The organism is Novosphingobium piscinae, assembly GCF_014230355.1.
GTDB lineage: Bacteria > Pseudomonadota > Alphaproteobacteria > Sphingomonadales > Sphingomonadaceae > Novosphingobium > Novosphingobium piscinae.
The window spans coordinates 292,460-306,744 of sequence record NZ_JACLAX010000002.1 but is presented as its reverse complement, the minus strand read 5'-3'; the positions used below and the strand labels follow the sequence as shown (position 1 = coordinate 306,744).

Genomic DNA, 14,285 nt, shown 5'->3' with positions numbered 1-14,285 from the left:
GCGACATTCGCGCGGCGATCGCGATTGAGCGCTTGCCACCCGCCGGAACGCTCACTATAGGCGCGCTCCTGCCTTGTCCCGCCCCTGTGGTGGGGCTCCGGTCGGGGAGTAGCTCAGCCTGGTAGAGCACTGTCTTCGGGAGGCAGGGGCCGGAGGTTCGAATCCTCTCTCCCCGACCACTTAACCGCCGCCGCCCCATGCCGGGCCGTGGCCCAGCGGGATCGCCCAGTGCCGGACCATCCGGCAATTTCCCAGTGACGGCAGCCGCACTTCATTTATGGTGCGCCACGCCGTTCAGGAAGCCCGTGATGCGCCACCCTTGTTCCAATCCACCCGCTTCGCGTTACCGCCGCGCGGGGATCGGCTGCATCGCTGCGGCGGGCCTGGCCCTGACCGCCACGCCGGCCGCCGCCGGGACGGTTGAACTGGTCGTGGTCCAGCCACTCGATTTCGGGGCGATGGTGGTGCTCGGCGCGGCACGCAAGCAGATCACCCCCGATGGCCGCATCACCGCCAGCGGTCTGGCAGCCGTGCCGGGCGCGCGCGAGGGTGCGGCGGAATTCATCCTGCGCTACCGCCCGGATAGCCCCGGCCGGTCGGCGCTGCTGCTGGTCACCCTGGCGACCGCCAGCCCGCTGACGGTCAATGGCAGTACCGGCACCCTGACCGGGCTGGCCACCGACCTGCCCGGCCTGTTGGGCCTGACGAACGGCCAGAGCCGCACCCTGCGTCTGACGCCCTGCGCAGCCCTGCTGTGCGAGACGCGCATCCGCGTCGGTGGCACGCTGACCCTGAGCGGCGGGTCCACCGCGGCCAGCTTCAGCTTCCCGCTGCAGGTCACCGCCCGTCTGTTGGCCGAACTGTGATCAGGCGCGGACGCCCGCCCACTGTGCTGCCGGTGCTGGCGTTGGCCCCGCCCCTGGTCCTGCCCTTGGCCCTGCTCGCCGCGCCCGCCGCGGCTGCGCCGGGGGCCAGCGCCAGCGGCTCGGCCGCAGCGCAGGTCGTCGCGCCGCTGGCCGTGGCGCGCGAAGCCGATCTCGACTTCGGGACCGTGGCCATCGCCGCCAGCGGCCCCGGCACAGTGGCCGTCGCCCCGCTCGGCGGAGGGACCCGCTACACCGGCGGCGCCAGCGGAGTTTGCGCCCTGGCCTGCCCGGCGCCGCATCCCGCCCGCTTCGCGGTCGAGGGCGAGCCGCTGCGCAGCTACCGCGTGGTCGTTCCCGACAGCCTGACCATCACCGCCACCAGCGGCGGGAGCGGGGGCGGCGCCGTGCCGGTGCGCATCGACGGGCTGACCATCGCCGCGGCCAGTACCCGCAGCGGCAGCGGCGGCGAGCTCTCGCCCGTGGGCCGCGACCACTTCGAGGTCGGCGGCACGCTGCACCTGCCGGCCGGCGCGGCAGAAGGCCACTATACCGCGCAAGTCCCGGTCATCGTGACCTATCTGTAAATGACGCGACGACAAAACACTTAGGAGTTTGCACTTAGTCAGCTGTTAACTGGTCATCCCCTAGATCGAGCACCGTGGCGCTGTTGCCGAGCAGCGACGCCGCAGGATTGGGGCGCTCTCGGAACCTAGCGCCCGAGACGCAGATCGGGGAAACAGATGATGAAGAAGATTGCACTCATGGCCGCCCTCGCCGCCGGCTTCGCCAGCGGTTCGGCCCAGGCCGCCACCGGCAACACCTCCACCGCCACCGGCACCGCCAATGCCACCGTGGTCGGTCCGCTGCAGATCACCCACACCAACGGCGCCGCACTGAACTTCGGCAGCTTCACCGCCGGAACGGGCGGCACCGTGGTCGTCACCGCCGCCGGTGTGGCCACCGCCGGCGGCGACGTCGGGCTGGTGACGGGTTCGACCCCCACCGCCGACGCCTTCACGGTCACCGGCACGGCCAACCGCGCATTCAACATCGCGGCCTCGACCGGCAACACCGTGTCGACCGGTGGTCCGGCCCCGGCGACCATGCCGTTCAGCGTCTCGGCCGGCACCAGCGCCACCCTGACCGCGGCAGGCACCTATGCGCTCAACGTCGGCGGCACGCTGACCGTGGCCAGTGGCCAGGCGGCCGGCGCCTATACCGGCAGCTACACCGTCACGGTGACCTACCAGTAAGGACTGCGGCAGGATCGCGCCCGGCCGGACCACCAGGATCCGGTCGGGCGCGGCCTCCCGGCACCCCATGCGGCTTCGCACCCCCATGCAGCTTCGCCACCTTGCCCTGGCCGCCGCACTGAGCGGCCTCGCGGTTGCGGGTCTGGCCCCCACGGCCGCCCAAGCCGGGACCGGCAATGTCGCGCTCGCCAGCGGTTCGGCCGCGGCGCGCGTGTTGCAGCCGGTGAGCATGGCCAACACCGCGGACATGCGCTTCGGCCAGATCATCCAGCCGACCTCCGCAGGCACGGTCCGGCTGAGCCCGGCCGGCACGGTGACGACGACCGGCGGCGCAGCGGGCAACGAGGCGATCGCCCAGACCAGCGGCGGGCCTGGCGCCGGCGAGTTCACCGTCACCGTGGCGCCCAACACCTTCTTCGTCGTGTTCGGACCCAGCAGCTTCACCCTGTCGAACGGGGCGGCGACCATGCCGGTCAGCCTGCTCACCGGTTCGTTGCAGCTGATCAGCCAGACGCCAACCGCCAACACCTTCCGTCTCCGCGTCGGCGGCACGCTGACCCTCGCCGCCAACCAGGCGGTGGGCACCTATACCGGCACCTACACGCTGCAAACTGTGTATCAGTGAGCGGCCGGCGGGAACGAAGCATTGCCTTCGATTCCGTGATTTCCCATAGCCTCGTCCGATCGGATCGTTTTGCACCGACAGCGGAGGCCCATGTCCAGCTCACCACACTGCCCTGAGCCGCGCCTGGGGTCCGGGCTCGCCCTGCTCGGGCGGCCCCTGTTTGGGTGGCTGATCGCCGCAGGCCTCGGCGTGACGAATGGCGCGCACGCCCAACCGGCATCCCCGCCCGCGTCCGCCGCAGCGGCGGCGACCCCGCCGGCCGGCTCGGTCGGCGGCATGGGCGACGTCAACATCTATCCCAAGCGGCTGGTGATCGACGACCGCAACCGGCTGGCCACGATCGGGCTCTACAACCGCAGCGCCAGCCCTGGCGAGTACGACATCGCCGTGGGTGACAAGCTGATGACCCCCGAAGGCAACCTGCTCGAGTTCGATGCAGTGACCGACCCAGCCGCCCGTGCCCGGCTGCGTTCGGCTGCGGCGATGCTGCGCTGGTCGCCGCGCCGGGTCGCGCTGGGCGGCAGCGAGGCGCAGACCGTGCGCGTGATGGTCCGCGTCCCGCCCGGCCTCGCCCCGGGCGAGTATCGCTCGCATTTCACCATCGTCTCGGCCCCGCCTGCCGCCGACGCGCTCAGCATCGACAGCGCCACCGGCACCGCGCCGAGCCAGGGGATCGGTGTGCGGATCGTGCCGCGGTTCGGCATTTCGATCCCGGTGATCGTCCGCGTCGGCGAGACCACGCTGGCGGTCGGTCTCAAGGACCTGGCGCTGGGCGAGGGACCGGCCGGGCGGACGATCAACCTGACCATCACCCGTGCCGGAACCCGCTCGGCCTTTGGCGACATCCGCATCACCATGGCCGGCAGCAAGGTGCCAGTGGCCGAAGTGCTCGGCGTGGGGGTCTACACCGAAGTCGACAGCCGCAGTGTGCAGGTGCCGCTCAACCCCAAGGCCGATCCGCGCCTGCTGGTGCGCGGTGCCCGCCTGACCGCGACCTACACCGACGATGACACCGCACCGGGCAAGGTGCTGGCCAAGCAGGACTTCGTCCTACCGTGAACCCGCACCGCCGCCGCGCCGCCCTGCGTGTCGGCGGGGCGGTGATTTCGGCCAGCCTGCTGCTGCTGGTCGAACGTTGTGGGCGCGAGGCGGAACCGGCCCGGCGCGCGGGGCTGGATGGGGCGCAGGCGCCCGCCGTTACAGCGGACAGGGCCAAGCCGGCTCCGCAGCCGGCGCCCGGTCTGCGCCCTCCTCTGGCACCGCGCCCGACAACCGGCGCGCCGCGCCGCTGGACCGGCCCGCCCGCCGACAGTTCGCTGCGTGGACTGGTGGTTGGCCGCCCGCGCCGTAGCGCCACGCTGGTTGCCGCGAACGACGCGCTCCAGCCTCCCGCTCTCCCCGCGCCTGACGTCCAGCCGCCCCCTGTCCCGTCGCCGGGGGCCGAGCCAGGCGCGCCTGAGCCCGGTGCCGTTGCCCGGCCGGCCACGCGCACTGACCGGATCGCGGCGCTGGCCTTGCCTCCGCTCGCACCCGATGGGCCGCCGACGGCCCCCGCTGCCGCTTCGGAGCCGGATCCGCCCCTCGCAGCCGCGCCCGCACCCTCAGCCCCGCCCCGCCCGGCGGCGGCGGCGGAGGTGCCCAGCCTCCAGGGCCTCGCCGGCGTGGTCCAGCCGCGCGAGCCGCTGCTCGGGCTGGCGGATGCGGAGCACCGGGCGGCTCCGGCCGAGCCCCCGCCCCCATCCCCGCTCACGCTCCCGGCCGCTGCCCCGCCGGCCAACGACAATGCCCCCTTGCCCCGGCCCGCAGCCGAGCCGCCCGCCTCTGGGCCGACCCCGAGCCCAGCGCATCCGGACGCCGCCGCCACGCTGCCGCCCGCACCACTGGCAGCTGCCCAGTCCGACCCGGTCGCGCCCCCGGCTCCAGCCGCGCCCGCCCCTCCCGCGACGGCCGCAGCGACCACGCCCGCGGCGCCGATGCCCGAACCCACCGCGGCGGTCGCCGCGAACACCCCGGCCGCTCCTGCAGCGACTGCCCCCATCACCGCCGTCCCGGTCGCCGGCACGCCGGTGCCGCGCGGCGGTGACGGGCTGGTTCGGGCGGCCGAGCCGGTCGCGGGCTTTGCCGACGATGACGAGCTGATCCTCGAGATCGCCACGGCCCGTAACGAGCTGACCGGCACGATCATCGCCTACACCCAGGGCGGCATCCCCTATTTGCCGCTGGGCGAGATCGCGCGTTTTCTCGATCTGGCGGTCACGGTCAGCGACGGCGGACGCTATGCCACCGGCTGGGCGATCGATCCCACCCGCACGATCACGCTCAACCTGCGCGAGGGTACGGTCACCATCGACGGCCAGACCCGCAAACTGGCGCCGGGCGACGCTGTGGCCTTCGACGGCGAACTCTATCTGCGGGCCGAGCGTTTCGGCGACCTGTTCCCGCTGACACTCACCCCCAACCTGCGCAGCCAGACGGTGACGGTCCAGACCCGCGTGCCCTTCCCCTTCGAGCAGCGCCTTGCCCGCGAAACCGCGCGCGAGCAGCTGAGGGGCCGCCTGCAGCGGCGTGACGGGCGGGGCTTTCCCAAGGTGGCGACGCCGTGGCGGGCGCTCGACTTGCCGCTGCTCGACAGCGAATGGCGCCTTGCCTCCGACACCACCCGCGGCACCCGCAGCGAGGCCGACCTCAGGCTGGCCGGCGATTTCGCCTGGCTGACCGCACGTGCCTTCGTCAGCGGCGACAGCCAGAACGGCCTGACCGCTGCGCGGCTCGAGCTGGGCCGGCGCGATCCCGACGGGGGGCTGCTCGGCCCGCTCGGAGCGACCGCCTTCGGGCTGGGCGACGTCACCTCGACCCCGCTGGCAATGGGCCCGGCCAGCGTGGCGGGGCGCGGGCTGTTCCTCGGCAATGCCCCGCTCGAGCGGGCCTCGGTGTTCGACCGGATCGAGCTGCGCGGCGACATGCCCGATGGCTTCGAAGCCGAACTCTATCGCAACAACATTCTGATCGATTCGGCCAGTGGCCCGGACAATGGGCAATACCGCTTCCTCAACGTGCCGGTCGAGTTCGGGCTCAATGTGTTCCGGGTGGTGCTCTACGGCCCGCAGGGCCAGCGCCGCGAGACCGTGCGGCAGATCAGCGTGGGCGATGGCCGGATCGGCGCGGGCGAGCTGGTCTATGCCGCCAGCGCGGTGCAGAAGAACCGCACCCTGTTCAACCTGCAGGGCCGCGACTACCAGCCGGGCGCCGACGACGGATCGCTCCGCGCCACGGCCGAAGCGCAGTACGGCCTGAGCGGAGGGCTCACCGGCGCGCTCGGCGCGGCCTGGTACGAGCGGTTCGGAGCGCGCCACTGGCTTGCCACCGGCGGGCTGCGCAGCGGTTTCGCGGGCTTTGCGGTCAAGCTCGACCTTGGGCTGAGCGACGGCGCCGGGCGGGCGCTCGGCCTGGGGCTGGCGCGCAAGCTGGGCGGGTTCAGCGTGACGCTCAACCATGCCGAATACGGCGGCCGCTTCGTCGACGAGGTCCGCGCGTTCAGCGATCAGCCGCTGCGCCGGGCCACCGAACTGGCCTTCAACGGCGCGCTTCGCCTGGGCGCCGCCGGGCTCAGTCTGCCCACCAACGGGCTGGTGCGCAACCTCGCCTTCGCCGACGGACGCCGCGTGCTAACCGGGTCGCTCAACCAGACCCTGCCCTTGTCGCGCGGCCTGCAGTTGTCCAACCTGCTCGAGTTCAACCGCACCAGCCAGCCGCTGTTCGGCACGACCACGCAGCTGCGCGGAGCCTTCGATCTCGCCTCGCTCGCGCGCCGCAGCACCCAGTTGCGCGCCAGCCTGGGCTACGAGCTGACCCCGCGGAGCCGGATCGCCTCGGCCGCGGTGCAGGTCGACCGCCGCATCGGCCCCGACACCACGCTCACCGCCACGGCGGCGCACATGTTCGAGGCCGGGCAGGACCGTTTCGGCCTCTCGGCGATCCACCGCTTCCCGCGCTTCGCGGTGGCGCTCGACGGTGCCTACTCCACCCGCCCGGCGCAGTACACCGCGATGCTGCGGGTCAGCTTCAGCCTTGGCCGCAATCCGCTCGACGGGCGCCTGTTCATGAGCCAGACCGGGCTGGCCAGCGGCGGGGCGATCGCCCTCCATGCCTTCCGCGACCTCGATGGCGATGGCCGCTTCAGCCCCGGCGAGCCGCCGCTGGGCGATGTGCGCTTCTTCGCCGGCAGCGAGAACCAGGCAACCGACGCGGCCGGGCACGTGCTGCTCGGCAAGCTGGGCGACGGTGCCCGCACCAGCGTGCGGATCGATGCCGACAGCCTGCCTGACATCAATCTCGCCCCGGTCAGCGAGGGGATCGAGCTGTCGCCCCGGCCGGGCCGGATCCACGTCGAATCCTTCCCGGTCCGGGCGCTGGGCGAGCTCGACGGCACCGCCTATTTCCGCACCGCCGAAGGCGAGCGCGGCGTCTCCGGGGTGATCGTGCTGCTGCTCGACCCGGGCGGACGGCCCGCCGCCCGCACCCGGACCGGGTCGGACGGGTCGTTCTGGTTCGAGAAGGTCGTGCCGGGGCCCTACCGGCTGGCGCTTGATCCCGGCCAGGCCGAACGGCTCAAGATCCAGCTGGTCGGGGAACCGGCGGTGACGATCGGTCGCGATGGCGCGGGGCAGCGGCTCGATCTGCATCTGCAGGCCCGCGAACCCACCGGTACGCCCTAGGGGCCCACAACCGGCTTCGTGAAGACTTCCTTAACCGGTGAGGCGGCATGCTGGCGCAAAGGATCACGCGCATGGCATGGCTTTCGACCCGGCAAACCAATTTGGCCCCCCTCGAGGCGCGCGCCACCGAGCGGCGCAAGTTGCATCTCGATGCCGCCGTGCTGGCACCCAGCACCGGCGCGATCGCTACGGTAATCCGCGACATGTCGGAAACCGGGCTGCTGCTCGAAACGCCCGAACCGCTGGACATCGGCACGGTGATCGACATCGACCTGCCCGAAGCCGGACCGACCGAGGCGCAGGTGGTGTGGACCAGCGGCACTTTCGTCGGCTGCCAGTTCGCCACGCCGGTGACCCGCGCGGCGGTGAGCGCGGCCCTGCTCCGCACCGTTCCGCCGGCGCTGCGTCGGCCCGAGCCGGCGCCCGCCACCGTCACCGCGCCGGAACCGGTCGTCACGGCGGAGCGCGCGGCCACGCCGGAGCGCTATCCCAAGTATCCGCGCCTCGCCCGAGCGGCGATCATCGTCGGCAGCAGCGGGGCCCTGTGGGCCGGGCTGTTCGGCGCGGCCGAACTGCTGGCCTGATCCCGAGGTTCCGGCGTCAGCCGCCGCGCAGCAACTGCACCCCGTAGTCCCGCTCGAACAGATAGAGCAGCAGCCGGGCGGCCTCGCCCCGCGGCGCGGTCAGCCCGCCGTCGCGCTCGACCAGCAGGCGGGCATCGTCATGGGCGATCGGCAGCAGTTCGGTGATCTGCTCGAGCGTGGCGACATTGAACGCCGCCTCGCCCGATTGGCGCGTGCCGAGCAGTTCACCGCCGCCGCGCAGCCGCAGGTCTTCCTCGGCGAGACGGAAGCCATCCTGGGTCTCGCGCATCAGCGCCAGCCGCTCGCGCGCGGTTTCCGACAGGCTCTCGCCGCGTAGCAGCAGGCAAGTTGACTTCTCCGAGCCGCGGCCGACCCGTCCGCGCAGCTGGTGCAGCTGGGCCAGGCCGAAGCGCTCGGCCTGTTCGATCACCATCAGCGTGGCATTGGGCACGTCGACCCCGACCTCGATCACCGTGGTGGCGACCAGCAGCTTCGCGCGCCCGCCGGCGAAGCGCTCCATCGCCGCGTCCTTGAGCTCGGGCTTGAGCTGGCCATGCACCAGCACCACACCGTCTCCGAAACGGTCCTGCAACGCCGCGAAGCGGGCCTCGGCCGCAGCCAGATCCTCGTTCTCGTTCTCGCGCACCATCGGGCAGACCCAGTACGCCTGCTGACCGCTCTCGAAATGACGCGCGAGAGCCTCGACCACGTCGCCGGTCCGCTCGACCGAGACCACGCGGGTGTCGATTGGCTGGCGACCGGGCGGCATCTCGTCGAGCCGGCTGACGTCCATCTCGCCGTACTGCGCCAAGGTCAGCGTGCGCGGGATCGGGGTGGCGGTCATCGCCAGGCAGTGCGGCGTGCGCTTGCCCTTCTGGGTCAGCATTAGCCGCTGGCCGACGCCGAAGCGGTGCTGCTCGTCGATCACCACCAGCGCCAGATGGCGATAGGCGACGCTGTCCTGGAAGATCGCGTGGGTGCCGACGCAGATGTCGATCGAGCCGTCGAGCAGTCCCATCAGGATCGCCTCGCGCGCCCGGCCCTTGTCGCGGCCGGTCAGCAGGGCGATCGTCACCCCGGTGCCCGAGGCCATGCGGCTGAGCGTGGCGTGGTGCTGGCGGGCGAGGATCTCGGTCGGGGCGAGCAGCGCCGCCTGGGCGCCGGCCTCGACCGCGATCAGCATGGCCTCGAGCGCGACCACGGTCTTGCCCGCGCCGACATCGCCCTGGAGCAGCCGCAGCATCGGCGCGGTCTGGGCGAGGTCAGCCTCGATCTCGGCGATCGCGCGGCGCTGGGCCCCGGTCAGGCCGAACGGCAGGGCAAGCTTGCCCCGCAGGCGGCCATCGCCCTGCAGCGGGGTGCCGACGCGGGTGCGGTTGCTGTCGCGCACCAGCAGCAGCGCAAGGCTGTTGGCGAGCAGCTCGTCATAGGCCAGCCGGTCGCGCGCGGCCTTGTCCTCGCCGCGGTGGGACGCCTGCAGCGCGGCCTTCCAATCGGGCCAGCCGGTCCGCGCGAGCAGGCCCGGCTCGATCCATTCCGGCAGCTCCGGGGCCAGCGCCAGCGCCTGCTGCGCCAGCGCCGCCATGCGCGTCTGGGTCAGGCCCTCGGCCACCGGATAGACCGGCTCGCACACCGTGCCCAGCGCCGCGGCGCCCTGATCGGCGACGTGATCGGGGTGGACGATCTGCAGCGTCTGGCCGAACTGGTCGAGCCGCCCGGCGATCCAGCGCGGTTCGCCCAGCGGGAGCTGCTTCCTGGCCCAGCCGGCGTTGCGGCCGAAATAGGTCAGCGCGCAGACATTGCCCGCCGCATCCTCGGCCAGGACCCGGAACGGGGCGCGCGGGCTGCCGCCCGAGCGGTAGTCGCGCGGGGTCAGTGCGACGATCACCTGCTCGCCCACTCCGGCCTCGTCCAGGTTGGCCACCACCCGGCGATGCACGAAGCGGTCGGGCAGGTGATAGGCGATGTCCTTGACCCGCCGCAGCCCGAGCCGCTCGAGCGGGCGGCGCAGGCCGGGTCCGACGCCCTTGAGGCCATCGGTTTCGGCGAACAGGGGATTGAGCCGCTCGGGACGCATGGGCAGTCTCATACCGCGTCCGGGCCGATTGGCCATATTCCAACGTGTCGCGTTGATCTTGGCCCCGCCATCCGGTAGCGCGCCGGGCATGGATGACCACAGCGACGATCCCCGCCTCAAGCGCCTGCAGTTCCGCGCCTGGCATCGCGGCACCCGCGAGGCGGACTACATGATCGGCTGCTTCTTCGACCGCTTCCATGCCGAGTGGGGAGAGGCGGAACTGGCCTGGTTCGAAGCCCTGATCGAGGAGGAGGACGTCGAGATCATGGGCTGGGCGCTGGGAACGATCCCTGTGCCGGAGCACTATGCCGGGCCGCTGATGGCGCGGATGCAGGTGCTCGATTACGTCGACATTCCGCGGTGAACGGTGTCGGGGCCAGCGTTGGCGCATGGCCTTCGACAGGCTCAGGCTGAGCGGATCCTGTTTCATCTGATGCCACTCAACGCCCGCTCGGGCTGAGCCTGTCGAAGCCCACGCGCAGGCCCCGCCCGACGGAACCACACTCAAGCGACCGACTTCCAGACCCATGCCCGACCTGTCCCGCCTGCTCGCCGCCACGACCCCGCTGACCCTCGCCTCGGTGGCGCGGGGGGCGCAGCCGCTGGTGCTGGCGGACCTGGCGCGGGGGGCCCATGGATCGGCCTCGGGGGGGCGGGCCGTGTTCATCGCCGCGGACGAGGGCGCGATGCGCGCGATCGGCGAGGCCGCGGCCTTCTTCGCGCCCGAGCTCGAGGTGATCGAGTTCCCCGCCTGGGACTGCCTGCCCTACGACCGGGCCAGCCCGGCCCTGTCGATCAGCGCGCGGCGGCTGGCCGCGCTGCACCGGCTGCAGCAGGCCGCAGCCGGACCGCAGGTGCTGGTCACCACGATCAACGCGGTGCTCCAGCGGGTGCTCACGCCCTTCCGCATCCGCGAGGGTGTGCGCCTGCTCAAGCCGGGCATGGAGATCGGCCGCGAGAGCCTGATCGCGCTGCTCCAGCGCCAGGGCTATTCGCGCACCGACACCGTGGCCGATGCCGGCGAATATGCCGTGCGCGGATCGCTGTTCGACATCTATCCCTCGGGGCTCGAGGGCGGGCTGCGGCTCGACTTCTTCGGCGACGAGCTGGAGACCCTGCGCCTGTTCGACGCCAATACCCAGCGCTCGACCGGCGAGGTGCCCGAACATCTTCTGCTCCCCGCCAGCGAAGCGCTGCTCGACGACGACACGGTCAAGCGCTTCCGCACGCGGTATCGCGAAACCTTCGGCGCCAATGCCACGGCCGATCCGCTCTACCAGGCCGTCAGCGACGGGCGGCGGCTGGCCGGCATGGAGCACTGGCTCCCGCTGTTCGAGGAGCGGCTGAGCACCCTGTTCGACCATCTCGGGCGGGACGACATCGTCCTGATCGATACCGCGGCGCTGGGTGCCGCCGACGAGCGCCTGGGCGACATCACCGACTATCACGCCAGCCGCACCGAGACGACCGGCAAGGCAGCGGGCGCCTACCGCCCGCTCGCGCCTACCGCGCTCTACCTGACCCGCGGCGAGCTTGATGCCCAGCTCGCGGGCCGGCCGATCCACCGCACTGACCTGTTCGCCCAGCCGGAAAGCGCCAGCGTGGTCGATTTCGGCTTCGCCTCGGGCCGCGATTTCGCACCCGAGCGGGCCCGCGGCGACAATGTCTACGAGGCGGCGGCGCAATACCTCACCGCGCAGGCGCAGCGCGGCCGCAAGGCGATCATCGCCGCCTATACCCCCGGCAGCCGCGCCCGGCTCGCCGCGATTCTCGGCGAGGCGGCGCGGCCCGCTCCGGTGATCGCCGATTCGTGGCAGGAGGCGCTCGGCCTGGCGGCCAAGGGCAGCCCGGTCGCCACGGTCCTGCCGCTCGAGACCGGGTTCAGCACCGCCGATCTTGAGGTGGTGACCGAGCAGGACATCCTGGGCGACCGGCTGGTCCGCCGCAAGAAGCGCCGCAAGAGCGCCGACGCCTTCCTCGCCGAGCTGGCCGCGCTGACCCCGGGCGACCTGGTGGTCCACATGGAACACGGCATCGGCCGCTACGAGGGGCTCCAGTCGGTCCCGGTCGGCCAGAGCCCGCACGACTGCGTGATGCTGGTCTATGCCGGCGGCGACAAGCTCTACATCCCGGTCGAAAACCTCGAGGTGCTCTCGCGCTATGGCAGCGACAGCGAACTGGTGGCGCTCGACCGGCTGGGCGGCGAGGCCTGGCAGAAGCGGCGCTCGCGCCTCAAGGAACGCATCCGCGAGATCGCGCACGAACTGCTCAAGGTGGCCGCAGCGCGCGCGCTGCGGCAGGCCCCGGCGCTGCTCCCCGACGAGCATTCCTATGGCCCCTTCGTCGACCGCTTCCCCTGGGACGAGACCGAGGACCAGGAGCGCGCGATCGAGGACGTGCTCGACGATCTCGGCTCGGGCAAGCCGATGGACCGGCTGGTCTGCGGCGATGTCGGCTTCGGCAAGACCGAGGTGGCGCTGCGCGCCGCCTTTGTCGCGGCCATGGCCGGGCAGCAGGTGGTGGTGATCGCCCCGACCACGCTGCTCGCCCGCCAGCACTACGCCAACTTCAAGGAGCGCTTCGGCGGCTTCCCGCTGGAAGTGGGCCGGCTGTCGCGGCTGGTCACCGACAAGGAGGCCAGGGCGACCCGCGAGGGCCTGGCCGACGGCACCGTCGACGTGGTGATCGGCACCCATGCGATCCTGTCGAAGACGGTCAAGTTCAAGCGGCTCGGCCTTGTTATCGTTGATGAAGAGCAGCGCTTCGGGGTAACCCACAAGGAGCGGCTCAAGCAGCTGCGCGCCGACGTCCACGTCCTCACCCTCACCGCCACACCGATCCCGCGCACGCTGCAGATGGCGATGAGCGGGCTGCGCGAGCTGTCCACCATCCAGACCGCCCCGGTCGACCGGCTGGCGGTGCGGACCTACGTGATGGAATGGGACGACATGGTGATGCGCGAGGCGCTGCTGCGCGAGCATCACCGCGGCGGGCAGAGCTTCATCGTCGTCCCGCGCATCGCTGACATGGCCGAGGTGGAGCAGTGGCTCCACAAGACCGTGCCCGAGGTCCGCTTCGTCACCGCCCACGGGCAGATGAGCCCGACCGAGGTGGAAGAACGGATGAGCGCCTTCTACGAAAAGCAGTACGAGGTGCTGCTGAGCACCACGATCGTCGAAAGCGGGCTCGACATTCCCAGCGCCAACACGATCATCATCCACCGCGCCGACCGCTTCGGGCTGGCCCAGCTCTACCAGCTGCGCGGACGGGTCGGGCGGGCCAAGCTGCGCGCCTATGCCTATCTCACCACGCCGGCCGACACCCAGCTGAGCGAGGTGGCCGAAAAACGGCTGAAGGTGCTGAGCGATCTCGACAGCCTCGGCGCGGGCTTCCAGCTCGCCAGCCACGATCTTGACATCCGCGGCGCCGGCAACCTGCTGGGCGACGAGCAATCGGGCCATATCCGCGAGGTCGGCTTCGAGCTGTACCAGTCGATGCTCGAGGACGCGATCCTGGCGGCCAAGGCCGGCGAGATGGGGCTGGCGCGCGAACGCAACAGCCTGAGCCCGCAGATCACGGTCGATGCGCCGATCATGATTCCCGAAGACTACGTGCCCGACCTGGCGGTGCGCATGGCGCTCTACCGCCGCCTCAACGATGCCGAGGACAGCCAGGAGATCGAGAGCCTGTCGGCCGAGATGATCGACCGCTTCGGCCCCCTGCCCGGCCCGACCGCCAACCTGATCCGCCTGATCGAGATCAAGCGCCAGGCGATCGACGCCAACATCGCCAAGATCGACGTGGGCGCGAAGGGCACGCTGGTGACCTTCCACAACGACAGTTTCCCCGATCCGATGGGGCTGGTGGCCTATGCCCAGCGGCTGGAGGGCACGGTCAAGCTGCGGCCCGACAACAAGCTGGTGGTGACCCGCGTGTGGGGTGACCCCAAGGCGCGGCTGCACGGCCTGTTCCAGCTGACCAAGGGCCTGTCGCAGATCGCCCGCAAGGCGCGCTAGGGACGAGAAGAAGAAGCGTTGTCCCGGGTCGAGCCCGGGACGACGTTGGTGTCATGGGATGGCTGAACCTTGTCAGCCCCATGGAAACCGTCCAGCCCCGGCAGATCGGCCCTCGCCCGTTACCCCCCCGTGGTCCCGGGCCTGACCCG

General features: G+C 71.6%; 10 protein-coding genes and 1 tRNA gene. 10 read left to right on the top strand and 1 reads right to left on the bottom strand.

Annotated elements, in window-relative coordinates; all coding sequences use genetic code 11:
• Positions 1–102 precede the first annotated feature (102 nt).
• From H7F53_RS03310 to H7F53_RS03275, 8 genes are all read left to right on the top strand, one after another.
• Positions 103–179, top strand: a tRNA-Pro gene (locus tag H7F53_RS03310).
• Positions 180–308: 129 nt separating this feature from the next.
• On the top strand, positions 309–866 hold the full coding sequence (locus H7F53_RS03305) for a DUF4402 domain-containing protein (RefSeq protein ID WP_185678050.1): 558 nt from the start codon (positions 309–311) through the stop codon (positions 864–866).
• Complete coding sequence (locus tag H7F53_RS03300) at positions 863–1,450, top strand: DUF4402 domain-containing protein (RefSeq protein WP_221773539.1); 588 nt, start codon at positions 863–865, stop codon at positions 1,448–1,450. Before H7F53_RS03305 ends, H7F53_RS03300 begins: the two co-directional genes overlap by 4 nt.
• 159 nt (positions 1,451–1,609) lie before the next feature.
• Entirely contained in the window at positions 1,610–2,119 is a 510-nt protein-coding gene (locus H7F53_RS03295) for a DUF4402 domain-containing protein (protein ID WP_185678048.1), read from the top strand.
• 85 nt (positions 2,120–2,204) lie between these two features.
• Positions 2,205–2,744 (top strand): DUF4402 domain-containing protein, encoded by a 540-nt coding sequence (locus H7F53_RS03290; protein ID WP_185678047.1) that lies wholly within the window; start codon positions 2,205–2,207, stop codon positions 2,742–2,744.
• A 90-nt stretch (positions 2,745–2,834) separates the two neighbouring features.
• Entirely contained in the window at positions 2,835–3,803 is a 969-nt protein-coding gene (locus tag H7F53_RS03285) for a hypothetical protein (protein ID WP_185678046.1), read from the top strand.
• A complete protein-coding gene (locus tag H7F53_RS03280) occupies positions 3,800–7,459 on the top strand; it encodes a hypothetical protein (RefSeq protein ID WP_185678045.1) in 3,660 nt (1,219 codons plus the stop codon). The genes H7F53_RS03285 and H7F53_RS03280 overlap by 4 nt, the downstream gene beginning before the upstream one ends.
• Before the next feature lie 71 nt (positions 7,460–7,530).
• Positions 7,531–8,043: a PilZ domain-containing protein gene (locus H7F53_RS03275; protein WP_185678044.1), complete on the top strand. Its 513-nt coding sequence runs from the start codon at positions 7,531–7,533 to the stop codon at positions 8,041–8,043.
• Positions 8,044–8,059: 16 nt separating this feature from the next.
• On the opposite strand, the gene recG is transcribed toward H7F53_RS03275, so the two are convergent.
• Positions 8,060–10,120, bottom strand: a complete 2,061-nt coding sequence (recG, locus tag H7F53_RS03270; protein WP_185678133.1) for an ATP-dependent DNA helicase RecG — start codon at positions 10,118–10,120, stop codon at positions 8,060–8,062.
• A gap of 88 nt (positions 10,121–10,208) precedes the next feature.
• On the opposite strand from recG, the gene H7F53_RS03265 reads away from it, so the two are divergent.
• Together H7F53_RS03265 and mfd are read left to right on the top strand one after the other, a co-directional pair.
• Positions 10,209–10,484 (top strand): FAD assembly factor SdhE, encoded by a 276-nt coding sequence (locus H7F53_RS03265; RefSeq protein ID WP_185678043.1) that lies wholly within the window; start codon positions 10,209–10,211, stop codon positions 10,482–10,484.
• Positions 10,485–10,647: 163 nt separating this feature from the next.
• Positions 10,648–14,136 (top strand): transcription-repair coupling factor, encoded by a 3,489-nt coding sequence (gene mfd, locus H7F53_RS03260; RefSeq protein ID WP_185678042.1) that lies wholly within the window; start codon positions 10,648–10,650, stop codon positions 14,134–14,136.
• Positions 14,137–14,285 lie beyond the last annotated feature (149 nt).